This window comes from Kribbella albertanoniae (assembly GCF_004348455.1).
GTDB classification, from domain to species: Bacteria; Actinomycetota; Actinomycetes; order Propionibacteriales; family Kribbellaceae; genus Kribbella; species Kribbella albertanoniae.
On record NZ_SMKA01000141.1, the window covers coordinates 1 to 22,768 of the forward strand.

A 22,768-nucleotide genomic window follows, 5' to 3' on the forward strand; every position below is an offset into this window, starting at 1 on the left:
CGCGGGTTGGGTCGAGGGGGTCGGGGCTGTCGATTTGGCGTTGGACGCCTAGGTCGTCGCGGACTGCCCAGTGCTCGGCCAGGCGGCCGTCGACGACGCGGAAGATGTGGACCGCCTCCGCGACGATGACCCGCCCGGTCGGTTCGCGGCCGGCGAACTGTGGGAAGGCGTTGCCAACGTGGCGGGCGCGGCTGGAGAACCAGAGCATCACGAGGCCACCGCCTGTGGTGACGCCATGCACCTCGTACACCGCGTCGGCGAAGCTCGCGGCGATCCAGCCACGGACGATGCGCATGATCTCGACGCCGCGCCGACCGCTGACGTGATCGAGGAAGTCGGGTGCGAACGCCTCCTCCAGGATCGCGTCGTCACCCGTCCTCAGGTAGTCGACGTACCGGAGTGTGACCGCTGTGTCGTCCATAACCGACGAGCGTAGGCCGGAACCGGAGGCACCAGCCTCGAACCACCCCGTTGGGCAGTCAGGTTTGCCCGCCTGGGCTCTCCAGGAGCTTGCGGAGGGTGTCGAGAACTACCTGGTCCTCGCCTGGTTCGAGGGTTTGTGGGTTGAGCGCCAGCTCGTTGTCGGCTACGCCGAAGGTGCCGACGGCGATCCTCGGCTCCCCGTCCCACAACGCGTCCACCACCTGCTGCCGCGAGCGGTTGGTGAAGCGGAGTACGGCGCGGCCGTGGGGTTGGCCGGCTTCGCTGGGATAACCCCGGTACGCCGTGATGCCGGGCAGGCCCTGGAGTCCATCGACCCACAGGGCCACCGAACGTTCGTAGCCGGCGAGCAGCTCCGATTCGTCCTGCTCCAACGTCCACTCCACCGCGGCGAGCAGAGCGGCCAGCTCTTCCTTGCCGACCTTCATGCCGCGGCCGATCTCCTGGTTCGGCGATGCATGCCGTCGGCAACGATCCACGAGCCACCGCCGGCCTAGTACCAGCCCGGTCGTCTGCGGCCCGCGCAACCCCTTACCCCCACTGACGATCACCGCATCCGCGCCGATCTCCGCGGTGAACCGCCACAACGACGCGACCGGCGGAACCTGCGCCGCCGCATCCACAATCACCGGTACGCCGACCTCGCGCGCCATGGCAACCACGTCCTCGATCGGCAACGCCCCCGCCGCGTAATGGGCCCCCGCGAACCACAGCACACACGCCGGCCGCCGTACCAGCGCGGCCCGCAACTCGGCTTCCCCAGCAACCTCTACGATCCGGGCGCCGGTGAGGCGGACTGAGTAGTCGTAGCCGTTGCGTTGGGAGGCGAACATGACCACTTCGGCCTCGACCGGGAAGGACTGTGCGGGCTCGCCGATACAGGAGGCGACGACCAACGTGATCGCGGCCGCCGCGCCCGCGGTCACACAGGCCGCCTCATTCCGCGTCAGCTCTGCCAGCCGAGAGCCGACCTCCTCGTACATCGCGGGCAGGTCGACGAACTGACCCGCCGCGTCCGCCATCGCCTGCACCACCGGCGGTGGCATCAGCGACCCACCCAGCACCGTCACGGTCGCGTTCGCGTTGATGACCGGCCGGCTCTTCATCGCACGAACTTCGACATCGCCGGTACGCCGACCTGTCCGGCGAGCCACGCGTCGTAGAAGTCGGCGTCGGTCCCGTCGAGATGCGTCACCTGATAGGCCTCCCCAGCCGGCAACGCATCGACCAGCGGCACATACCAACCCGGATCCTCCACCCCAACCAGCGTCCGCGCCGTCACCGCCGGTGCATGCCGGATCGGATCGAAGTACGACAGCGTCCGCCCGATCACCTCAGCCGACGAACCAGAGCGCAGGTGATCGTTCAGCTCCTCCAACGGATAGTGACTCGACCAGAGCCGAGCCTCCATCGCCCGATACAGCACCAGATCCGAAACCCGCACCGCACTGATCGCAGGCCGCCGCGCCGCAGTCAGAATCGCCAACTCGTTCCCAACGACCGCCACCCGTGCCGGATCGACCTCACGCAATCCGAGCAGGAACTCGGCCGCCCGCAGACAGTCCGCCGCGATCCCCCGGTAGATGTACGTCGAAGGGTCGTCGATCCCCAGCGTGAGCAGTCCCGGATACGCGGCCCGGAAGAACTCGTCGGCCAGCCGCTGACCACGGTGCATCAGCGTCAGAACGACGTACCGGCTGCGGTCGTTCGGATGCGCCATGTTGTTGACACTCCCGTACCGCGGCACCTGCAGCAGCGCGGGGAACGGCCCGTCCCCGACCGGGATGCTCAGCGAACCGAACACCCGATACGGCCCGGCGCTGGTGATCCGCACCGCATAAGTCGTCGCCGCCGAGTCGGTCCGCTGCGGAACCAGGTCCAGCACCGGCCGAGCCGGAATCGCGGCCAGCTCGTCATCGACAGCGTTCCAATACTCCAAGAAGTCCATGTCAGATCACCGGCTTCAAGTGGTCGGCCAGGAAGTCTTCGACCACCCGCATCACCCCAGGCAGCCCCGCGTGATGCGCGCAGTTCTCATAAGTCCGCAGAGTCTTCGGGCACGTCAGCACACGATGCAACGCGAACCCGGTCTCCGGCGGGCAGACATCATCCTCGAGCCCCAGATAAATCAGAGTCGGCGCCTTCACCGCAGGCGCGAAATTCAGCCCGTCGTAGTACGCGACCGTCTCCCGCACCCGGTCGACGTCCTTCGGATGCAACCGCAAATACTCGTTGATCTCCTCATACGGATACGACCGTGTCAGCGTCGGCGCGGTCATGATCCCGCACAGGTACGGCGCCCCGCACGCGACCGCCTTGATCACATCCGGCCGCAGCGCCGCCGTACTGATCCCGAGCCCGCCGCCCTGACTCGACCCCGCCAACCCGATCCGCGAACTGTCGACCTCCGGCCGCTCCAGCAGCACGTCAACCGCCCGCACGACATCCAGGTAGAACCCGCGGTATCCATAGGTGTTGTGATCGACGATGTTGTTCGTCAGCAACCCCGGATAGCCCGGATTGAACACCGCGTTCGACCGCAGCTTCCCGCGCGGCGCGACCGCGAGCGCGGCATACCCGAGCTCGGCCCACTCCTTCGGAATGGTCGGCTCCGAGATGTACCCGGGGATCGTGACGAGACCCGGGTACGGCGCTTCGCCGCCCCGCGGAACGGCGTACCAGCCGGAGACCCGCAGCCCACCGAAGCTCACGTACGAGACGTCATAGACCACCACGAGAGGGGTCGACAGCGTCGGCATCTCGGTCAGGACAGGATCCAGCGGGTACGTCGCGCAGTCGGCCAACCCGGCCGCCCAGAACTCGTCGAAGTCGTCCGGCCGCGCAACCTCGACGGTCGCGTTCTCAACGTCTCTCACGAAGCCTCCTGTCTCGGGGCCTGCAGGGCGGTCCCATCGGCCGCCGTGAACAGGTGCAGGCGCTGGGGGTTGAAGCCGACGTACACCGGCGCATCGTGGCCGAGCCGGAACGGCGTCGGGACCCGCGCCTTCAGCAGCTCCCCCTCGATCCGCACGGTGACGAGTACGTCGGGTCCGAGCGGCTCGGACACGAACACCCGGCCCTGGCGATATCCGGGCGCCGGGGTCGCCGACAACGACACGTCCTCCGGGCGAACACCGAGCACGACCGCGGGGTCGTCCGGCTGATCGCCGTACAGGCTGATCTCCTGCGTCAACGCATCGCTGCGGAACATCCGGACACCATCGACATCGGCCAGCGAACCGCTGACGAAGTTCATCGGCGGTGAGCCCATGAACGAGGCCACGAACCGGTTGGCCGGCCGCTCGTAGATCTCCTCCGGCGTCGCACATTGCTGGATGATGCCGTCGCGCATCACCGCGATCCGGTCCGACATCGTCATCGCCTCGACCTGGTCGTGGGTGACGTAGATGAAGGTCCGGGCCACGTCGACGTGCAGCCGCTTGATCTCGGCCCGCATCAACACCCGCAGTTGCGCGTCCAGGTTGGACAGCGGTTCGTCCAGCAGATAGGCACCCGCGTCACGGACGATCGCCCGGCCGAGCGCCACTCGTTGCCGCTGGCCCCCAGACAGTTCCCGCGGCTTGCGGTCAAGCAAGTCCTCGATGTCGAGCGTCCGGGCTGCCTGCAGTACCTGCTCGTCGATCGTTGCCTTGGGCACCCGCATCATCTTGAGCGCGAACCCGATGTTCTGCCGGACGGTCTTGTGCGGATAGAGCGCGTAGCTCTGGAACACCATCGCGACGTCCCGCTTGTTCGCCGGAAGCCAGCTGACGGGCTTGCCGTCGAAGAACACGTTGCCGCTGGTCGCTCGCTCCAGACCGCAGATCATCCGCAGCGTGGTCGACTTCCCGCACCCGGACGGCCCGACCAGCGTCAGGAACTCCTGGTCCCGGATGGTCAGGTTCAGGTCGTCCACGACCACCTTGCTGCCGAAGGACTTGGTGATGCCTTCGAGCCGTACTTCTGCCATCGTCTCAGCCCTTCACAGATCCGGCGGCCATCCCCTGGACCAGCTTTCGCTGGAAGAGAAGGGCCAGTACGAGTGGTGGGACGACCGCGAGCACCCCGGCTGCGGCCATCACGGTGAACTGGGTGTTGAAGTCGGTGGCGAAGTTCGCCGCCACCACCGGGATCGTCTTCGCGGCCTTCGTGCTGGTCAGGAACAGCGCGAACATGAACTCGTTCCATGCCGTCATGAACGCGAACACGGCCGCCGCGACCAGCCCCGGCGCCGCGACCGGCAGGAACACCGACCACATCGTCCGGAACCAGCCACACCGATCGACCCGGGCGGCCTCCTCCAGCTCCCGCGGTACGGATCGGAAGAAGTCCTTCAGGATCCAGATCGTGATCGGCAGCGCGAACGTCGTGTACGACAGGATCAACGCGAGGTAGGTGTCCAGCAGCCCGAACTGCCGCATCAGCAGATAGAACGGGATGATGATCGCGATCCCCGGCACCATCCGCGTCAGCAGATACAGCACCAGCAACACCTGACTGCCCCGGAACTTCAACCGGCTGAACGAGTATGCCGCGAACGTCGCCAGCGCCAGATTCAGTACGGCGGTCGCCGACGCCACGATCAAGCTGTTCCGCAACGAGTACGGCGTCTCGGACACCGCCCGCCCGCCGACCAGCTCCTGCGCCGCGTTCGGATTCACGAAGCCCAGATAGTTCTCCAGCGTCGGATTCACCGGCACCCAGTTCGGCGGTACGGCGATCGCGTCGGCCTCGTGCATGAAGCTCATCGCCACGATCCAGTAGAACGGCAGCACCAGATACAACCCGAACGCGATCGCCAGCACGTACAACGCGATCTTCTTCCACGGAATCCGATACCGGAGCGGAACTTGCACCAGGGTGCTCATACCTCGAAATTTCCCTTCCGGTAGAGGAGGCCGATGTAGCCGACCGAGATGATCAGGGTGATGGCGGTGATGACCCAGGCGTAGGCGCTGCCGAGGCCGAAGTCGGTGAAGGTCAGCACCGTCTGTACGTCGAGGAGGGCGATCGTGGTCGTGGCATCGCCGGGACCGCCGCCGGTCAGCACGTAGATCGTGTCGAAGGCCCGGAAGGCGTTCATCGTCTCGAGGATGAGGACGATCAGCAGGGGATGCAGGAGCCACGGGACGGTGACCTGGGTGAACCTGCGGAAGGCGCCGGCGCGATCGACGGTCGCGGCGTCGTACAGCTCGGAAGGGATCGTGGACAGGCCTGCCAGCAGGATGATCACCGAGAAGGGCAAGGTGTTCCAGACCTGCGCCAGTGCCGTGAAGAGGAAGGCTCCGGTGGCGGAGGTCAGCCAGGCTTGATAGGTGTCGATCAGGCCCAGCTGCATCATCAGCCCGTTCAGAGCGCCGGTCTTCGCGTCGAAGATGGTGCGCCACATCAGGCCGTTCACCACGCCGGGCATTGCCCAGGGCAACAAAGCGAGGCTGAGCAGCAGGCCGCGGCCGCGGAAGCGTTCGTTCAGGACCAGGGCCAAAATGAGTGCCAGGATCACGGTGAGGCCAAGTACGACCAGCACGAACACTGCGGACACCTTCAGCGCCGACAGGAAGGCGTCGTCGCTGAGCAGGGACTTGTAGTTGTCGAAGCCGATGAAGCGCTTGGCCCGGGGACGCTTGAGGTTGTTGCGCTGCAGGCTGACGTAGAACGAGTAGCCGATCGGGTACGCGACCAGCAGGGCGATCACCGTGATGGCCGGGGCGTTCAGGGCCCAGGCCTTCGCGCTGTCGCCCAGCGGCCGTCGTTCGGTCAGGACACTCACGTCAGGAGTACTTCTTCTTGAGGGTCTCGGCGCTCTGCGCCAGGCTCGCGACCGCGGCCGACGGCTGCACCTGGTTGCTCAGGACTCCCTGGACCACCTTGTGCATCTCGGTCTCGAACTCGGTGTACCAGGCGACGCCGAGGACGTTGCGCGGCCGCGCGATCTCGGCCAGCTGCGCGTAGATCGCCGGGTCGGCGAACTTCTTCAGCGACGCGGTGATCTCCGGGTCCTTGGCCAGATCCTTGTAGGCGAAGCCGAGTCCACGCTGCTGGAACCAGAACTTCGCCGTGTACGGCGTCTTGTCCTCGCCGAGCCCGCCGAGATACGTGAGCAGCTTGAACGCGTTGTCCTTGACCTCGGTGTCCTTGGCCAGCCCGTACATCCGGGTGTTGCTGATCGTCCCGTGCACCTTGCCGTCCAGGCTCGGGACCAGCGCCATCTTCATCTTGCCGGCCGCCTTCGACTTCTGCGGGTCGTTGTAGTCGCGCAGCGCGTACCGGGCGCCGATCGTGAACGCGTACCGGTTGGCCTTCATCGCGTTGTCGACCGGAACCGGCAGCAACTGCAGCGAGGCCGGGTCGAGCACCTTCGACTTGTTCGCCGCGTTCTGCAGCCAGGTCAGGACGTCCTTGGTGACCGTGTCGGACGTGTTCATGATGGGCGCCTGCTGGTCGTCGAACATGTTGCCGCCACTGGAGAAGACCAGGCCCCAGACCCAGGCCCACCAGGTGTCGGACAGCTGGGCGGGCAGACCGATCGGGTGCTCCAGGAGCCCCATGCTCTTGATCTTGGCCGCCTGTGCCTCGAGCTCCTCCAGGCTGGCCGGCGGCTTGCTGAAACCAGCCTTGGAGAGGATTTCCGCGTTGTAGATCAGGCAATTCGAGTCGGTGTAGTAGGGCAGACCGTAACGCTTGCCCTGGTACGTCATCGCCTCAGCGTTGCCGGGGAAGATCGCGGCGTACACCTCGTCGACGCCGGGCAGACCGTCGATCGGCTGCAGGTAGTCGCCCTCGACCCAGGCCGCGAGCGAATCGTCGTACACGTAGAGGGCGTCCGGACCGCCACCACCGGTGAACTCGGCAACCACCTTCTGCACGTACTGCGCGCTGGTGATCGGCGTGTAGTTCACCTTGATGTTGCTGGTCTTGGTGAAGCGGTCGAGGTTCTGCTGGACCAGAGTCGCCTCGTAGTCCCAGCCCTCGAACTTCACACTGCCGTCCCCGGCGCCTCCACCGGACGTGTCGTTCGAGCAGGCGGCGAGCAGGCCAGGGGTGGCCGTCGCGCCCAGGCCGAGGCCGGCGAGCTTCAGGACCTGGCGGCGGTTGAGCTCCATGGTTCTTGTTCCTTCTTTTGGGTGCGGAGTAGGGATTGGGCGATGCGAAGACGGTAGAGGCGCGTTGGGCGTCCCTTGGGATGGTGTTGCGCGGTTCCTTCGTCACTGACCAGGCCACCAGCGTCGAGGGTGCGGATCAGCCGGCGACCGCTCTGATCCGTGATGCCGAGCCGGTCGGCGAGTTCTCCAGGCGAGATCGCGCGGCCTTCCAACTCGTGGTCCAGGGCCGCGAGCCGCGACACGGTGGCCGCGCTGAGACCGACGGATTTCGCGAGCTGCTCGACGTGTTCGCCGTGCTCGCGGTAGGAGAAGCTGAGCGCCTCACGGTCGGAGGTGGTCAGCGGCCCCATCGGCCCGATGATCACCCCGCTGTCCTCGATCAGGTAGGCACACGGCTCGTCTTCCTGCTCCGCCCGTGCGGCAGCCTGCTCGGCAAGCAGCACGCAGTTGCGCGCGGAGACGCCGACCCCGAATCCCGCCGAGACCTGCGCACCGAGCGCCGTACCGGCTTCGGCAAGGGCCGGTACGGCGACCCAGTTGCGGGTCACGCGCTCGAACAGGGCCTTGTGGGCAAAGACAACGACGCCCCGGCGACCGCGGTCCTCGATCCAGGCCCCGGCAAATTCGGGGGTGTTCAGCAACAGGTTCATCAGACCGACTCGGGCGCGTTCCTCGTCGGCCGACTGCGAGATCAGGAAGACGCCGGCCGCGAACCGTTGCGCGCTCGCCCGGTCCGACTCGATCCGCAGGGCAAGCTCGTGCAGCTCGGTCCGGATCGTGGCCGGCACCGGCATCCCGCTCATGATCCCGATCGGGTCATCGGCCAACTGCTCGCGTACTGCGGCCCGCACGCTGATCACGTAGCCGCGGTCACCGAAGCGCCGGTACGCCGAGCGGTGGAACTCGATGATCTCCTCGACCGACTGGGTCGGTGCATAGGGCAACGAAGTGATCTGGTCCTGGTCGAGCTCGAGGGCACTGGTGACCGCCTCGACAGCCTCGGCCGGGAAGGTGTCGATGCTGACCGGCATCCCACCCCAGCCGCGTTGCTGCGCCCGGTACAGGGCCAGCGTCAGGTCGAGAGCCGACGGGCGGACGACGCCGACCGGGAGGCCGGGTGGCAGCAGCTCGCGGCTGGCCGTGTACGGGACCGGGCCGGCCAGGAACCCATCGAGCCGAGTGGTGCTGAGGAACTCCGCGACCTTGTCCCGGACGTTCTCCTCGTGGTCGTAGCTGACCCACTCCAGATCGACGCCGCGCAGCGTGCTGGCCGCCTCGCGGAACAGCACTCCGTGCGTCGAGTGGGTGACAACCCCGATCACGATGGCCACAGGCACCTCTCTCTTTACGAACTACGTTCGGAAGTGATTCGTAAATCTGATGCGGACAAAGCTCCCCCTGTTCGGGGGTCCAGGTCAAGGGATCGAAGGAATGAAATTTCCCGGTAACACTCCTTGACACCGGTCTAGTCCAAGGGCTTCAGTGCTCCCGTGGAGTACGTCGAACGGCTGCCGGTGCCCGGCCTGGCAGGTGTGGTTCGGACCGTCTGGATCCAACGCACCGGCGCGACTCCACATGTGCACCGGCACCTGCCGACGGGTGGTGTCGAGATCCACTTCCCGCTAGGCGGACGTCCGCAGTTGCTCGGTCCGCTGACCGGTCCGGCGATCGAGGTCATCCCCGCGCACACCACGCTCGTCGGGGTCCGGTTCCACCCCGGTACGGCGCCGCCACTGCCCGCCGTACTGGATGATCTGGTCGACCAGCACTTGAGCCTGGCGGACCTCTGGGGACACACCACGGACCGGCTCGTCGAGGCGATGGCCCAGGCGGCCACGCCCGAACGCGCATTGCTTTACCTGCAAGCCCATCTGCTGAACGAGTTCCGCCGCACCGAGCGTGTGGACCCGCTCGTTCAGGAGGCCGTCCTGGCTCTGATGCCTTGGCAGCCGACCTCGATCGATGGGCTGGCAACACACCTGGCGTTGTCGGCGAGTCAGCTCCGCCGCCGCTGTCTGCAGACCGTCGGCACGACGCCGAAGGTGCTCCAGCGGACCCTGCGTTTCCAGGGCTTTCTGGCCTTGGCACAGGCCGGTGCGACCCCGTCCGGCCGCTCCGGTCTCGACGGTACGGCGGGCCTCGCGATCGATGCCGGCTATGCCGACCAGGCCCACCTCAGTCGCGAGTGTCTGCGGCTGACCGGGCTCACACCGAAGCAGTTGCTCGGCGGCGACCTCGACCGTTGCGCGTGCGGTCACGACCACTCGGCGTCGTACGCGCCGTTCCTCGCTCGCCGCCGTTGAGGATGCACGTTTTGTTCAAGAAACAGGCGGTACGCCTCTCCTAGCCTCGGCACATGCTGCATTGCCGAACGGTCGAGGACGTGGTTGCCGCGATCAAGAGCGGCGACCGAGTGATCCCGCGGGGTGGCGGGCATTGCTTCGTGGACCGGCGGTCGCCCGGTGACGTCTTACTGGATCTGACCGGTCTGAACACGATCGAGGTGCGTGCTGACGGCGTGGCGACGATCGGTGCGGGTGCGCTGCTGGGTCAGGTGTACGACGCTCTGCACGCGGCCGGCCGTGGTTTGCCTGCCGGGTGTGGGGAGACGGTTGGTATCGCCGGGCTCACGCTTGGGGGTGGGATCGGGTTGATTGGTCGCAGGTATGGGCTGACCTGCGACCGCCTGCTCGGTGCGCAGGTCGTGCTCGCCGATGGCACTGTGGTGGACTGCGATGCTTCTTGCGAACCTGACCTGTTCTGGGCGTTGCGTGGTGCTGGTGGTGGTCAGTTCGGTGTGGTGACATCGCTCCGGTTCGACACGGTTCCCGAGCCGATCACCACGCGGATTTCTGCGACCTGGGTCCCGCGCGATCCCGAAGTACTGGTTGCTGTTTGGCAGGCTTGGGCGCCGGACGCCCCGGACGACCTCACCCTGAACCTCACCATCGACGGACCGCGGGCGATCCTGGTCGGCGCGAGCCTGCTCCCCGTCGAACCGACTCAGGCGCTGCTGGCCGAGTTCGCCGATCTGGTCGGTACGCCGGTGCCGTTCGAACTGCGCGCCGGAATGCCGTTGTCTGCGGTCAAGGCGAGCTTCGGCGAAGCGATGCCGGACGAGCGGCCGCGGATCCGTTCGGAGTTCTTCGAGCAGTCGCTGTCCGACGACGTACTCGGCGCGTTGATCGGTGGCGGGCGGTTGGCGTTCACCGCGATGGGCGGTGCGTACAACAGGATCGCCGCCGACGCGACGGCGTTCGCCCATCGCAACCAGCGGTTCCTGCTGGAGACAGCGAACGAGCGGTCGTGGTCGATCGCCCACGCGGACGGTAGCGGCCGCGTGTATCCGAACTTCCCCGATCTGTCGCTGACCGATGGTCCCGCGGCGTACCACGGCGAGAACCTCGGCCGGCTGCGCGCGGTGAAACAGGCCTACGACCCGGATCGGTTCTTCAACTTCCCCCAAGCAGTGTGAGAGGACGGTTATGAGCAAGGTCATTGTGGCGCTGTCCGTGTCGGTGGACGGCTACATCAGCGGGCGGACGCCGGAGGGTGCGGACGAGTTCGGGCGTGGGCTAGGCGACGCCGGGATGCTGTTCGACTGGTACTTCAACGGCGATACTCCGAGCCAGGTTTTCGACGGGTTCAAGCTGAGTGCGCCGAGTGCGCGGCTCTTCGACAGCCTGGCGGCTCGGGACGGCGCGGTCATCTGCGGACGGACGACGTACCAGCATTCCAGTTCGTTTGGTGGTGGAAGCCCGCATCCGAACGCGCCGCTGGTGGTGCTGAGCCGCCAGCCGCTGGAGGTCGGGCCGGCGCAGACGCTTGCCGCAAGCATCGAAGAGGCGGTCGAGGTGGCGCGGAAGCTTGCCGACGGCAAGAACGTCGGGATCATGGGCGGCGGCGCGGCGACCTCCGCGCTGGCGGCCGGGCTCGTCGACGAGGTCGTGCTACACCAGATACCGATCCTGCTGGGCGGCGGCCTACGATTCTTCCAGGAGCTGCCCGAACACGTCGAACTCCGGCTGATCGAGGCCGTCCCGGCGCCGGGCGTGACGCACCTGCACTACGCGGTGATCCGATGATCCTCGTCACCGGCGGGCTCGGCATGATCGGTGCCGCGACGGCCCGCGCGCTCGTCGACCTCGGCCACGAGGTGGTCGTCACCTCACACCGTCGCGGCGAGGTCCCGTCGTTCCTGGCCGGCCGGGTCACGGTCGAGAGCCTGGACATGACGGACCGCGACGCCTTCCTTGCCCTGGGCAAGGAATATGCGATCACCGAGATCGTCCACCTGGCCGGAAGCATTCCGGGTGCTGACACGGTCGCGTACTTCCGCAACGATCTGGCCGGCCTGCTCAACGCGCTGGACGCGGCCCGGGCCTGGGGCGTCCGCCGGTTCGCCGTCGCGAGCAGCCTCGGCAACTACATCGGCCGGCCCGAAATCCCTTGGCGCGAAGAGCTCGCGCTCCCCGAAGCAGACCTGCCGCTGGCAATCGTCGCCTTCAAGAAAGCCGTCGAACCGATCACCGTGCACAGCCTGCAGGGCACCGGAATCGAACCCGTCCTGCTCCGGATCGGCAGCACCTGGGGACCGCTGATGGATCCGGAATCCCCGATCATCACGATCGCGCCGTACGTCAGCGCGATCCTGCGCGGCGAGACACCCGAGGCCCGCTACGCCGACGACGGCGGCGACTTCTGCTACGCCCCCGACGCCGGCCGCGCCATCGCCCTCCTCACCACCTTGCCAACTCTCCAGCACCGGACCTACAACGTCTCCAGCGGCACCCGCTCCACCAACCGCCAAATCGCCGAAGCCATTGAGGCCATCACCCCAGGCCTGCACCTAGACCTCCTCCCCGGCCGCCAGTCCGGCCCCGGCGAAGACCCCTACCTAGACATCACCCGCCTAACCACCGAAACCGCCTTCACCCCCACCTACACCGTCCCCACCGCAGTAGCCGACTACATCACCTGGCGCACCACCAACCCCCGCTGAGCCGGCGTACAGAAGGACTGGTGATACGCGTGCCCGACGGGCGCTTCGCAAGCCCGCGGCCACCCGACGGATCGCCGGACGACCAGCGCACTAACAGTCCTTCTGCACACCAACCCCCTCGCCGGCCGGTGGCTTCGGTCGCGAGCAGCGGATGGGTAGTTGTGTGGGAGTGGGTTCTGTACCGACGGGCGGGTAGTGGTGGTGGTCGGCGGGCATTCGCGAGCGTGTTCAGGCTCAGCGGATCGGCTGGCGGCCTAGCTCTACCCGTTCGTCGGTACGCCCCTGCGCAATAACGGCGCCGCCCCGGCCACCACTGGCGGCCGGAGACAGGCAAAGCTTGCCGGAGACCCCGCACCATAGGTCTCCGGTCGTCACTTTGGGTCTCCGGGCCTGAGTGGTGGCGCGGGACCCCTCAGGTGCACGGCGGGTTCGGTCGCGGGTGGGGTGGTGGCGTGGGGGGACGTGGGTTTCTGTACCGACGGGCGGGTAGTGGTGGTGGCCGGCGGGGATTCGCATGCGCGTCCCAGGCTCAGCGGATCGGCTGGCGACCTAGCTCTACCCGTTCGTCGGTACGCCGATTAAAGGTGTCGCCGGGCCGGGAGCGGTCCGGATACGGTCGGTGGGTGGATGTTGAACCGGCAGTTGCAGTGGCCAAGGCGATCGTGTCGGCGGAGGACGCGATCGTGCTCAACGCGTCGAACAAGGTGATCGTGCGGCTGCTGCCTCAGGAGGTCGTGGCGCGGGTGGCGTTGGCGGATGAGCACGGGTTCGAGCGGGAGCTGGAGCTCAGCCGGCGCCTTTCCGAGGCTGGGTATCCGGTGGTTCCACCCGCCGATCTGACGGTCCACGAGCAGGACGGCATCTCGGTCAGCTTCTGGCCGTACCACGAACCACAGGCGCCGATCCCGCCGGACGAGTTCGCGGCGGCGTTGCACCGACTCCACCGTGGGATGCGCGAGGTCGACGTACCGGTGCCGCATTTCATGGATCGGGTCGTGGAAGCCACGTATGTGCTGGCACATCCGGCTCTCTCACCGGAAGCGCCTGAGGCCGATCGCGAGTTTCTGGTGACGACACTGACCAAAGCCAGCCAGGCAGTCCGTACGGCGGGTGCCCCCGAGCAACTGCTGCACGGCGAACCGCACCCGGGGAACCTGCTGAGCACGAAGGACGGGCCGCTGTTCATCGACTTCGAGACGGTCTGCCGAGGGCCGGTCGAATTCGACATCGCGCATTCGCCGGAGGAGATCGCCGAGCACTATCCGGGGATCGATCGGGAACTGCTGCGGCAGTGCCGACTGCTCATGCTGGCGATCGTCATCGCCTGGCGCTGGGAGATCGGCGACCAGCTCCCCGACGGTCGCGCCCGTGGTGCGGAATGGACCGCGCAGCTACGCGCCGAGCTCCGGTCAGCCGCCTGAGACGCCGATTTCGGCATCCGCCAGATCGTCCGTGAGACCGTCGGTGTTGTCCAGCCAACCGTGCGGGAGGATGACACGCTCACGCGGACTGCCTTGGCGGCCGCGCGGTGCACCCAGCTCGGCGGTCGGGAACGGGACGGTCGGGTCGAGCTGACTGAGCAGCTCCTCCAGGTGGGCGAGCGTGTCGACCATGCCGAGGGCCGCGCGGAGCTCGCCACCGGCCGGGAAACCCTTGAGATACCAGGGGACGTGCTTGCGGAAGTCGCGCAGACCGCGCTGCTCCCCCATCAGGTCCGCGAGCAGCTCACCGTGCCGCCGCATCACCGTAGCGACCTCACCCAAATTCGGCAGGTTCAGCGCCTCGCCACCCGCGAACGCCACCGCGAGATCGCGGAACAACCACGGCCGCCCGAGGCACCCTCGACCGACGATCACGCCCGCACACCCGGTCTCGGCCACCATCCGGAGCGCGTCGCCGGCCTCCCAGATGTCACCGTTGCCGAGCACCGGGATGTTCACGTGCTCGACCAGCTCGGCGATCTTCGTCCAGTCCGCCTGCCCCGAATACGCCTGCGCCACCGTCCGCCCGTGCAGCCCGATCGCCGCCGCCCCCGACTCCTCCGCGATCCGGCCGGCGTCGAGGTAGGTCTGGTGGTCGCTGTCGATCCCGATCCGGGTCTTCATCGTCACCGGAATCCCGTACGGCGTCGCCGCCTGCACGGCCGACTTCAGGATCGCGCCGAGTAGATTCCGCTTCCACGGCAACGCCCCGCCGCCACCCTTACGGGTCACCTTCGGCACCGGGCACCCGAAATTCAGGTCGATGTGCGCAACGCCGTACTGGTCGCAGAGCAGTTGCACGGCCTTCCCGATATAGACTGGGTCCACGCCGTACAACTGCACCGACCGAACGGTCTCCCGCTCGTCGAACGTGAGCATGTCCAACGACTTCTGATCACCCTCGACGATCCCCCGCGACGTGATCATCTCGCACACATAAAGCCCGGCCCCCTGCTCAGCACACAACCGCCGGTACGCCGCATTCGTGATCCCGGCCATAGGCGCCAGCACCACGGGCGTATCGATCGTCAGATTGCCTAGCTTGAGCATGGGTTAGACCTTTGCGACGAGGATCTTGCCGTCGCCGGAGATTCGAGCGTTGTGGGGAACTACCGCGTTGGCAGTCGTGGTGACATCACAGCGGATGCCGTCACCACTCGATGGTACGACGGCAACCAGGTCCATCGTGCAGGTGATGTTCGAAGCGTCCGGGACCGCGCGGAGGACCGCGTCGACGACCTTTTCCTTGACCACGGCAACTTGTTCCGAGCTGAACTTGTACGACGCGTTGTACGGCTGGGCGTCGACGGTCAACGTGCCGGTGAACGGCTTCCCGGCGTACGTGACTGTGCACTTCAGGGTGTGCTTGCCGGGCTTGTCGGCGGCGTCGATGCCGGGGCAGTTGACCGTGGTCTTGGCGGCTTTGCCGGCGGTGACCTGGGTCTGCTTGGCGATCGCGAACCGGATGCGCTGAGCCAGCGGCGCGTCCGACTCCGGGGCGCCGGTGACGGTCGGCACAGGGAAAGGCTTGGTCGGCCTCGGGAGCGGCTTCAGGGTCGGCGTCGACGCGGTCGGGATCGACGACGACGGCAGGGAGGGGCCCGAGCTGGTCGGCGCGGACGGCGTACCGGTCCCTGAAGGCTCGGTGTCGGAGCAGGCGGCCAGCAGGAAGACGGCCAGCGCCGACACCCCGAACACGGCCAGGCCGAAGCGCAGGCGTTCGCCCGTCAGGAACGTCATCTCAGCAACCCACCAGGGCTTGGGCCAGGTAGCCGGTGACCTCGCTCAGGGCGACGCGTTCCTGCTTCATCGAGTCGCGCTCGCGGATCGTAACCGCGTGGTCCTCGAGCGTGTCGAAGTCGACGGTGATGCAGAACGGCGTACCGATCTCGTCCTGGCGGCGGTAACGGCGGCCGATCGCACCGGCGTCGTCGAAGTCGACGTTCCAGTTCTTGCGCAGCTCGGTGGCCAGATCGCGAGCCTTCGGGGAGAGGTCGGTGTTGCGCGAGAGCGGCAGCACGGCCGCCTTGACGGGCGCGATCCGCGGATCAAAGCGCAGTACCGTCCGCTTGTCGACGCCGCCCTTCGCGTTCGGCGCCTCGTCCTCGGTGTACGCGTCGATCAGGAAGGCGAGCACGTTGCGGGTCAGGCCGGCCGCGGGCTCGATCACGTACGGCGTCCAGCGCTCACCCTTCTCCTGGTCGAAGTACGATAGGTCGGCGCCAGATGCCTTGGAGTGCGTGGTCAGGTCGAAGTCGAACCGGTTCGCGATGCCCTCGAGCTCGTCGAACTCCTTACCGCCGAAGTTGAACTTGTACTCGATGTCGACGGTGCGCTTCGAGTAGTGGCTCAGCTTCTCCTTCGGGTGCTCGTAGAACCGCATGTTGTCCGGGTTCAGCCCGAGGCCGACATACCAGTCCCAGCGCGCCTTCAGCCAGTACTCGTGCCACTCCTCGTCCGCACCCGGGGCGACGAAGAACTCCATCTCCATCTGCTCGAACTCACGGGTCCGGAAGATGAAGTTGCCCGGCGTGATCTCGTTGCGGAAGCTCTTGCCGACCTGGGCGATCCCGAACGGCGGCTTCTTCCGGGCCGTGCCCATCACGTTCGCGAAGTTCACGAAGATGCCCTGGGCGGTCTCCGGGCGCAGGTAGTGCAGGCCCTCGTCGGACTCGACCGGGCCGAGGTAGGTCTTCAGCAGGCCGTTGAACATCCGCGGCGGCGTGAACGTGCCCTTGTTCCCGCAGTTCGGGCAGGCGATCTCGGCCAGCTCGACGCTGTCGGCGTCCTTGTTCTTGCGCCGGGCGTAGTCCTCGCGCAGGTGGTCGTCGCGGAACCGCTTGTGGCAGGACTGGCACTCGGTCAGCGGGTCGACGAACTCCTGCAGGTGCCCGGACGCCTCCCAGACCTTGGTCGGCAGGATCACCGAGGAGTCCAGCCCGACCACGTCGTCACGGCTCGTCACCATCGACCGCCACCACTGGCTGCGGACGTTGTTCTTCAGCTCCACCCCGAGCGGACCGTAGTCCCAGGCCGACTTGGTTCCACCGTAGATCTCGCCGCAGGGGTACACGAAGCCTCTCCGCTTGCTGAGGCTGACGACGGCATCGACGGTTTCCACGGGCACTTTTGAACTCCAGAAACGGGCACAGGTCGGGTACGGAAAACACCAGGCTATCGGTCCGGGGCGGCCTGAGTCGCATTCAGTGCCCGGTCAGGAACTCCGACAGCTCTTCGTAAGCGGTGGGCTCGTCGATTGCCTGCGACAGCAGCGGTACGGCGGTCAGCTTCACCTCGTACGGCGAGAGCGCGCGCCGGTAGCTGCCGATGTTCAGGAACTCCAGGTGCAGCGCCAGCAGCTCCGGGTCGTCGACGTTCCGCCCGGTCCGCGCCGTCACGAACCCCTTCTGCCGGCTCAGCACCTCGACCGCCGCGTCCAAACGCAGCGCGAACCCGGCCTGCTCGGCCTCCGGAACCCGGAATCTGATCACCACGAACACAGGGCACACCCTAGTGCCCTGCGTCGGAAGTTGTTTGAGTGATTGCGGTGTTCAGGTGCGTGCATCGGGGTGCCGGAGGGGCGGCCTCGATGTTTTTCCATCGTGGCTGTTCCTCCGGTGCCGCGAGGTGCGTGCCTGGGCGCCGCAAGCGCCAAAGAACTTTCGACGCAGGGCACTCGACCTGGAACAATGGGGTCATGAGCTCCCCCAGCAGTCAGCCGGTGAGCCCGCTCCGGCAGCGGATCACCAAGATCAGTTACCCGTACGTCGCGCGCCTGCACGGGATGCCGAAGCTGACCCTTCCGATCATCACCGGGGCCCTGCTGCTGATCGGAGCCTTCGCTCCGGTCGTGGTCGCCGTACCGGCCCTGATCCTGCTCGCCCTGGTCCTCGGCTGGCTCGCCTTCCTCTCCTGGCCCGCCGTCACCACCGGCCCGAAGTTCCTCCGCGTCTTCTCGATCCTGGTGATCCTGCTGTTCGGCGTCTCCCGCATCGCCGGCGCCTGACCCTCCCCGCTCATCTCAGCCGAGATCCCCAAGGCCTTGGGCTCTCCGCCTGGGCCGGTACGACGTTGAGCACGGTTCAACCATGTGCGCGGTCGGAAGGTGGTTGATGGGTGCACAAGGTGAACCGGCCGACCGACCTTGAGCACGGTTCGACCGTTGCGGCGGGGTGCTGGATGGTTGGTGGGTGCTCAAGGTGCCGCTCGCCCGGCAACCCGTCAGCCCCAGGCGTTGGATGGCACAGCATGCAGCTACGCCAGCCGGGCTGCTTGCGCGGTGCGGTTCTTCTCGATGGTGGTTGCGAGGGTCTTCACGGTGGGCTCTTGGCCGGCTGCCTTTGCGCTGCGGCTGATGAGGGCTGACTGGGTCAGGTGGTCTTTCACCTCAGCCCGCAGCACCTTGTCGAAGGCGGGGCCGCGCAGCTTCTGGAGCGCGAGCACCTCCTCCTCGGTCATCATTCCGGGCATGTTGTGCCCCGCATGAGCGTTCGTGGTCGGCAACCCCGCGCGGTCGCGCAAGGCGATCAGCTGCTTGAGCTCGGCTTGGTGGCCAACGGTCAGTTCCGCGGCCAGTCGACGTACGGCGGGATCTTTGGAGTTCGTCGGCGCATAACCCACGATCCGGAGGAACTGCTCGTTCATCGGGATCATCAGCCCGAGCCAGGCGGCGTCGGTCGGGTTGAACCCAGAAGCGATGGAGGCGACGGAGGCCGCCGGAGTGGGAGGCTGCGGGGCCGAACCGCATCCTCCGAGCACTCCGGCGACCAACGCCAGTACGAGGTACTTCACGGACGGCCGTCCGCCCCACACTTGATGATCGGGCGAATGCAGTCGTTGACCCGCCGGGCCATCTCGTCCACCGGCCAGGCGTTGAAGAAGTCGCCGTGCATGGTGAACCCGCCGCCACTCGCCAACCGGAAGCCGGCCGTCGAACCGTTCACCGGATAGCGCAGTACCTGCCGTAGCTTCGGCACCGGCACGGGGTGGGATGCCGGGCAGTCGCCGTTCACCGGGTACGCCATGTGGCTCTTGTGATCCGGTGAGTCGAGGTCACGTCCGTTCCAGCACTGCGGGAAGTCCAGGTAGGACTCCAGCATCGTCCCGGCCGGGCAGGTGATGAAGTCGTGCCCGGAACCCGCCTCACCGGCGTGCAGACACGACCATCGCGAGATGGTGTTGTCGTTCGGCCCGGTGGCTTTGGCGTTGCCGGCCACGATCCGCAGCCCGTACGGCAGCGGCTGGGTCCGCGCGATCACGTCGTCCCGGACACCTTCGCCCAGGTAGTAGAACGTCGTACCCGTCGGCTCGACCGGTTGGTTGTTCGAGTAGAAGGTCGGCACCCAGTACGACGACACGTCGACCGCCGGATTGCAGCTGGTCGGTGAAGTGGCCAGGTCCTCGACCGTGGTGTGGGCGTTCGTCACGGTCGCACCGAAGAAGCTGTGCATGTGCGACGCACCGGGCATGTTCGGGAACACGATCGGGTCGTCCGGCAGCCGGTGCGTGTACGGGCAGTCGGCCAGGAACTCGGCGACCCGGACGATCGGTCCGCCGGTCCCGCCGTACACCTGGAACTCCCAGAGCGATGCTCCGTACTGGGTTGCGCGTTCAGTGACGAGCACTCGGACATACCGGCCGGAACCGCTGATCGTGAGGTTCTGCTCACCGCCGGTGCCGTTGGTGGTGGTGTGGACGGTGCTCCAAGCGTTGCCGTCGTTCGAGGTCTGGAGCTGGAAGCCGCGCGCGTACGCCGCCTCCCAGCGGAGCAGCACGCGGTTGAACGACTGGGTCGACCCGAGGTCGATCCGCAGCCACTGGTTGTCAGCGAAACTGCTGGCCCACCGGGTGCCGTTGTTGCCATCCACGGCCGCGGCGGCCGGCGTACCGGCGTTCTCGATCGAGGAGGCGAGGGTCGGTCGGTCTTGGGACAGCAGGGTCTCGGCAGCTTGAGCCGAACCGGCGCCACTCACCAGGAAGGCGCCGAGAACTGCCAGCACTGTTAGAAGTTTCATGGTCGGTCTCCCCTCAGTGGTAGACGCGGACGTAGTCGACGAGCATGCGGGACGGGAACGGCGTCTGCGCGTTCGGCGGACCCGGGAAGTCGCCGCCCACGGCGAGGTTGAGGATCAGGTAGAACGGGTGGTCGAAGACCCACGGGCCACGGGTCGCCTCGAGCTGCGCCTTGTCGATGGTGACGACCGTGGTGCCGTCGACCTGATAGGTGATGCCGGTGGAGTTCCACAGCATCGTCCAGGTGTGGAAGTCGTTCGCGAAGTCCGCACCACCGGGCAGACCGTACGTTCCGCCGTACCCGCCGGCGCCGTTGTAGGCCGGGGCGTGCAGCGTCGAATAGCCCTTGGTGGTCTCGCGTCCGAGGATCTCCATGATGTCGATCTCGCCGTTGTACGGCCACGGGCGGCCGGTGAGGAAGTCGCTCCCCATCATCCAGAACGCGGGCCACAGGCCGTTGCCCTTCGGCACCTTGATCCGGGCCTCGATCTTCCCGTACGTCGTGTCGAACTTGGTGCCGGTGTTGATCCGGCCGGAGGTGTACTGGCAGGTGCCCTTACCGCTCACCGGGTCGATCGGGCACGTCGTACCGGGGGTTTCCTGCCGACGTGCCTCGATCACCAGGTTGCCTTGGCCGTCGGTCTGGATGTTGTCGTTGTTGGTGTAGACCTGCAGCTCGTTGTTCTGTCCGATGCCGGGATCGGCGCGCCACTTCGTCGCGTCGGGCTTGGCGCCGGCCGGGGTGTTGAAGTTGTCCTCCCAGATCAGCTGCGGCGGGTTCGCCGGGTCGGCCGGCGGAGTCGGTGGCGTGTTCGGGGCGCCGCCGGTGCCGTAGACCTGGAACTCCCACAACGAATACCCGTACGGCGTGTTGCGCTGCGTGCCGTACATCCGGACGTAGCGGCCGCTGCCGGAAACGGTCAGCGTCTCCTTGAACCCAGGTCCGTTGGTGGTCGAGTAGATCGTGGTCCAGTTGTTCGCGTCGTTCGAGACCTGCAGCTGGTACGACTTCGCCGAGGCCGGATCCCATTGCAGGACGACCTTGTCGATCTGCGCGGTCGCGCCGAGGTCGACGTAGATCCAGCCCGGGTCGACCCAGCCGGAGTCGGTCGCGGTCGCCCAGCGGCTGGCCGGGTCGAGGTCGAAGGCGCGGGCCGGCGTGCACTCCCAGCAGTTGCCGTCGTGCTGCTGCGTGGACGAGACACCAGGCTTGTTGTAGGACAGCAGACCGGAGCCGGGGGCAGGGCCGCTGGTGCTGCCGAAGACCTTGAACTCCCACAGCGAGTAGCCCCACTGGGTGGCGCGCTGGGTGCCCAGCAGGCGGACGTAGCGTCCGATCCCGCTGACGTTGAGGGTTTGGTTGCCTCCGGCACCATTCGTGGTGCTGTTGATCGTGGTCCAGTTGTTGCCGTCGGTGGAGGTCTGGATCTGGAAGGCGGTCGCGTACGCCGCTTCCCAGGCGAGCTGCACCTGGCTGATGGTGGCGCTGGTACCGAGGTCGACCTGGATCCATTGCGGATCGCCGAACGCACTCGACCAGCGGGTTCCGGCGTCGCCGTCGACCGCCGCGGCGGCACCGAAGACGACGTTCTCGGACGAGGAGGCGGTGGCGGTCTTGCCTTGGGAGAGCAGTACGTCGGCGGCGCGCGCGGGCAGCGCGACGAGCAGGCCGATCAGGAGGGAGAGCGCAGCGAGGGCCGCTACGGATCTCGGGCGGGTGAGATGTGGCATGGGCGTCTCCGGGGCAGTCGGACTTATGCACATCGATTTAACACTGGGGGAACGTTCCCTGAGAGGGAGACTCTGCCTGTGAGGGAACGGTGTCAAGAGTTGACAGGTTCCGGAACCGTGGGATGCTCGGATGCATGAGACGGCCGACGTTGCATGCGGTGGCGGCCCGGGCGGGGGTGTCGAAGTCGAGCGTGTCCCGGGTGATCAACGGGGAGCCGACGGTCGCGCCCGCGATCCGGGAGACCGTGATGGCCGCGGTGGCCGAGCTCGGCTACGTCCCGAACGGCGCGGCCCGCAACCTCGTCACCCAGCGGACGAACACGATCGCGATCATCGTCTCCGATCCCCCGGCCGGCCTGGTCTCCGACGACCCGATGTTCGCGATGGTCGTCCGCGCCGCGAGCCGTGAGCTGGAGCGCGCCGGCAAGCAGGTCTCACTCGTCCTGGCCGGTTCCGACGAGAGCCGGCTGCGCGTCGAGCAGTACCTGGCCGCCGGTCATGTGGACGGCGCGATCCTGGTCTCGATGGACGGCGCCGACCCACTCCCCGCCGTACTGTCGCGGACCGGTCTCCCGATCGTCTCGCACGGCCGCCTGGCCACCCCCGGCCTGATGCCCTGGGTCGACAACGACAACCACGGCGGCGCCACCCAAGCCGTCCAGCACCTGCTCGACCAGGGCCGCCGCCGGATCGCGACCATCTCCGGCCCTCTCGACATGACCGCCGCCCAGGAGCGCCTAGCCGCCTACCGCGACACCCTCAAGGACACCGGCCGCCGCTCGATCATCGCCCTCGGCGACTTCACCCGCATCTCCGGCGCCGACTCGATGCGCCAGCTCCTGGACGACGACCCCGACCTGGATGCCGTCTTCGCCGCCAACGACCTGATGGCCATCGGCGCCCTCCGCACCCTGCGCCAAGCCGGCCGTCGCGTCCCCGACGACGTCGCCGTCATCGGCTTCGACGACATCGAAGCCGCCCTCTACACCGCCCCCGCC

General features: G+C 67.1%; 23 protein-coding genes. 7 read left to right on the forward strand and 16 right to left on the reverse strand.

All coding sequences use genetic code 11. The features are described 5' to 3' along the window. The 9 genes from E1261_RS26130 to E1261_RS26170 form a co-directional block, all read right to left on the reverse strand. Positions 1-421 (reverse strand): ester cyclase (locus E1261_RS26130; RefSeq protein ID WP_132410946.1); only part of this gene is annotated, 421 nt, incomplete at its 3' end. Between the two features lie 58 nt (positions 422-479). Continuing rightward, positions 480-1,547, reverse strand: coding sequence for an aminotransferase class V-fold PLP-dependent enzyme (locus E1261_RS26135; protein ID WP_132410948.1), 1,068 nt, complete (start codon positions 1,545-1,547; stop codon positions 480-482). Beyond that, a complete protein-coding gene (locus E1261_RS26140) occupies positions 1,544-2,389 on the reverse strand; it encodes an acetylxylan esterase (RefSeq protein WP_132410950.1) in 846 nt (281 codons plus the stop codon). Before E1261_RS26140 ends, E1261_RS26135 begins: the two co-directional genes overlap by 4 nt. Before the next feature lies 1 nt (position 2,390). Continuing rightward, complete coding sequence (locus E1261_RS26145; RefSeq protein WP_132410952.1) at positions 2,391-3,317, reverse strand: acetylxylan esterase; 927 nt, start codon at positions 3,315-3,317, stop codon at positions 2,391-2,393. Further along, entirely contained in the window at positions 3,314-4,411 is a 1,098-nt protein-coding gene (locus tag E1261_RS26150; protein ID WP_132410954.1) for an ABC transporter ATP-binding protein, read from the reverse strand. Before E1261_RS26150 ends, E1261_RS26145 begins: the two co-directional genes overlap by 4 nt. A gap of 4 nt (positions 4,412-4,415) precedes the next feature. Continuing rightward, positions 4,416-5,309, reverse strand: coding sequence for a carbohydrate ABC transporter permease (locus tag E1261_RS26155; RefSeq protein ID WP_132410956.1), 894 nt, complete (start codon positions 5,307-5,309; stop codon positions 4,416-4,418). Then, complete coding sequence (locus E1261_RS26160) at positions 5,306-6,211, reverse strand: carbohydrate ABC transporter permease (protein ID WP_132410958.1); 906 nt, start codon at positions 6,209-6,211, stop codon at positions 5,306-5,308. Before E1261_RS26160 ends, E1261_RS26155 begins: the two co-directional genes overlap by 4 nt. 1 nt (position 6,212) lies before the next feature. After that, complete coding sequence (locus tag E1261_RS26165; protein ID WP_132410960.1) at positions 6,213-7,544, reverse strand: ABC transporter substrate-binding protein; 1,332 nt, start codon at positions 7,542-7,544, stop codon at positions 6,213-6,215. After that, entirely contained in the window at positions 7,517-8,881 is a 1,365-nt protein-coding gene (locus E1261_RS26170; protein WP_202875032.1) for a helix-turn-helix domain-containing protein, read from the reverse strand. The genes E1261_RS26165 and E1261_RS26170 overlap by 28 nt, the downstream gene beginning before the upstream one ends. Before the next feature lie 153 nt (positions 8,882-9,034). Between E1261_RS26170 and E1261_RS26175 the strand changes: the two genes are divergently transcribed. The 5 genes from E1261_RS26175 to E1261_RS26195 all read left to right on the forward strand — a co-directional run bounded on the left by E1261_RS26175 (position 9,035) and on the right by E1261_RS26195 (position 13,967). After that, positions 9,035-9,847, forward strand: a complete 813-nt coding sequence (locus E1261_RS26175) for a helix-turn-helix domain-containing protein (RefSeq protein WP_132410962.1) — start codon at positions 9,035-9,037, stop codon at positions 9,845-9,847. A gap of 53 nt (positions 9,848-9,900) precedes the next feature. Beyond that, the gene (locus E1261_RS26180; protein WP_132410964.1) at positions 9,901-11,019 is read left to right on the forward strand and encodes an FAD-binding oxidoreductase; all 1,119 of its coding nucleotides are present in this window, start codon (positions 9,901-9,903) and stop codon (positions 11,017-11,019) included. A gap of 10 nt (positions 11,020-11,029) precedes the next feature. Further along, positions 11,030-11,629: a dihydrofolate reductase family protein gene (locus E1261_RS26185; protein WP_132410966.1), complete on the forward strand. Its 600-nt coding sequence runs from the start codon at positions 11,030-11,032 to the stop codon at positions 11,627-11,629. After that, positions 11,626-12,546: an NAD-dependent epimerase/dehydratase family protein gene (locus E1261_RS26190; RefSeq protein WP_132410968.1), complete on the forward strand. Its 921-nt coding sequence runs from the start codon at positions 11,626-11,628 to the stop codon at positions 12,544-12,546. The genes E1261_RS26185 and E1261_RS26190 overlap by 4 nt, the downstream gene beginning before the upstream one ends. Positions 12,547-13,169: 623 nt before the next feature. Beyond that, entirely contained in the window at positions 13,170-13,967 is a 798-nt protein-coding gene (locus E1261_RS26195) for a phosphotransferase family protein (protein WP_132410970.1), read from the forward strand. On the opposite strand, the gene dusB is transcribed toward E1261_RS26195, so the two are convergent. The 4 genes from dusB to E1261_RS26215 form a co-directional block, all read right to left on the reverse strand. Next, the gene (gene dusB / locus E1261_RS26200) at positions 13,956-15,077 is read right to left on the reverse strand and encodes a tRNA dihydrouridine synthase DusB (protein WP_132410972.1); all 1,122 of its coding nucleotides are present in this window, start codon (positions 15,075-15,077) and stop codon (positions 13,956-13,958) included. The two genes, E1261_RS26195 and dusB, sit on opposite strands and share 12 nt — an antisense overlap. Positions 15,078-15,080: 3 nt before the next feature. Further along, complete coding sequence (locus tag E1261_RS26205) at positions 15,081-15,767, reverse strand: hypothetical protein (protein ID WP_132410974.1); 687 nt, start codon at positions 15,765-15,767, stop codon at positions 15,081-15,083. A 1-nt stretch (position 15,768) separates the two neighbouring features. Next, positions 15,769-17,154, reverse strand: coding sequence for a glycine--tRNA ligase (locus E1261_RS26210; RefSeq protein ID WP_132410976.1), 1,386 nt, complete (start codon positions 17,152-17,154; stop codon positions 15,769-15,771). A gap of 76 nt (positions 17,155-17,230) precedes the next feature. After that, on the reverse strand, positions 17,231-17,527 hold the full coding sequence (locus E1261_RS26215) for an antibiotic biosynthesis monooxygenase family protein (RefSeq protein ID WP_132410978.1): 297 nt from the start codon (positions 17,525-17,527) through the stop codon (positions 17,231-17,233). 197 nt (positions 17,528-17,724) lie between these two features. On the opposite strand from E1261_RS26215, the gene E1261_RS26220 reads away from it, so the two are divergent. Continuing rightward, a complete protein-coding gene (locus E1261_RS26220; protein WP_132410980.1) occupies positions 17,725-18,033 on the forward strand; it encodes a DUF6703 family protein in 309 nt (102 codons plus the stop codon). Between the two features lie 248 nt (positions 18,034-18,281). Here E1261_RS26220 and E1261_RS26225 read toward each other — a convergent pair whose 3' ends face one another. The 3 genes from E1261_RS26225 to E1261_RS26235 are packed head-to-tail and all read right to left on the reverse strand — an operon-like array spanning position 18,282 to position 21,770. Beyond that, entirely contained in the window at positions 18,282-18,818 is a 537-nt protein-coding gene (locus E1261_RS26225; RefSeq protein ID WP_132410982.1) for a DUF305 domain-containing protein, read from the reverse strand. After that, complete coding sequence (locus E1261_RS26230) at positions 18,815-20,041, reverse strand: DUF1996 domain-containing protein (protein WP_132410984.1); 1,227 nt, start codon at positions 20,039-20,041, stop codon at positions 18,815-18,817. The genes E1261_RS26225 and E1261_RS26230 overlap by 4 nt, the downstream gene beginning before the upstream one ends. 13 nt (positions 20,042-20,054) lie before the next feature. Further along, on the reverse strand, positions 20,055-21,770 hold the full coding sequence (locus E1261_RS26235; RefSeq protein ID WP_132410986.1) for a galactose-binding domain-containing protein: 1,716 nt from the start codon (positions 21,768-21,770) through the stop codon (positions 20,055-20,057). Between the two features lie 134 nt (positions 21,771-21,904). Between E1261_RS26235 and E1261_RS26240 the strand changes: the two genes are divergently transcribed. Continuing rightward, the coding region (locus tag E1261_RS26240; protein WP_132410988.1) for a LacI family DNA-binding transcriptional regulator at positions 21,905-22,768 on the forward strand (864 nt) is incomplete at its 3' end.

What these genes read in the sequence shown, in the direction of transcription:
- E1261_RS26180 (WP_132410964.1), top strand. Translation starts at nt 9,901, where the DNA reads ATGCTGCATTGCCGAACGGTCGAGGACGTGGTTGCCGCGATCAAGAGC.
- E1261_RS26140 (WP_132410950.1), bottom strand. Translation starts at nt 2,389, where the DNA reads ATGGACTTCTTGGAGTATTGGAACGCTGTCGATGACGAGCTGGCCGCG.
- E1261_RS26190 (WP_132410968.1), top strand. Translation starts at nt 11,626, where the DNA reads ATGATCCTCGTCACCGGCGGGCTCGGCATGATCGGTGCCGCGACGGCC.
- E1261_RS26165 (WP_132410960.1), bottom strand. Translation starts at nt 7,544, where the DNA reads ATGGAGCTCAACCGCCGCCAGGTCCTGAAGCTCGCCGGCCTCGGCCTG.
- E1261_RS26135 (WP_132410948.1), bottom strand. Translation starts at nt 1,547, where the DNA reads ATGAAGAGCCGGCCGGTCATCAACGCGAACGCGACCGTGACGGTGCTG.
- E1261_RS26235 (WP_132410986.1), bottom strand. Translation starts at nt 21,770, where the DNA reads ATGCCACATCTCACCCGCCCGAGATCCGTAGCGGCCCTCGCTGCGCTC.
- dusB (WP_132410972.1), bottom strand. Translation starts at nt 15,077, where the DNA reads ATGCTCAAGCTAGGCAATCTGACGATCGATACGCCCGTGGTGCTGGCG.
- E1261_RS26205 (WP_132410974.1), bottom strand. Translation starts at nt 15,767, where the DNA reads ATGACGTTCCTGACGGGCGAACGCCTGCGCTTCGGCCTGGCCGTGTTC.
- E1261_RS26185 (WP_132410966.1), top strand. Translation starts at nt 11,030, where the DNA reads ATGAGCAAGGTCATTGTGGCGCTGTCCGTGTCGGTGGACGGCTACATC.
- E1261_RS26220 (WP_132410980.1), top strand. Translation starts at nt 17,725, where the DNA reads ATGAGCTCCCCCAGCAGTCAGCCGGTGAGCCCGCTCCGGCAGCGGATC.
- E1261_RS26155 (WP_132410956.1), bottom strand. Translation starts at nt 5,309, where the DNA reads ATGAGCACCCTGGTGCAAGTTCCGCTCCGGTATCGGATTCCGTGGAAG.
- E1261_RS26230 (WP_132410984.1), bottom strand. Translation starts at nt 20,041, where the DNA reads ATGAAACTTCTAACAGTGCTGGCAGTTCTCGGCGCCTTCCTGGTGAGT.
- E1261_RS26150 (WP_132410954.1), bottom strand. Translation starts at nt 4,411, where the DNA reads ATGGCAGAAGTACGGCTCGAAGGCATCACCAAGTCCTTCGGCAGCAAG.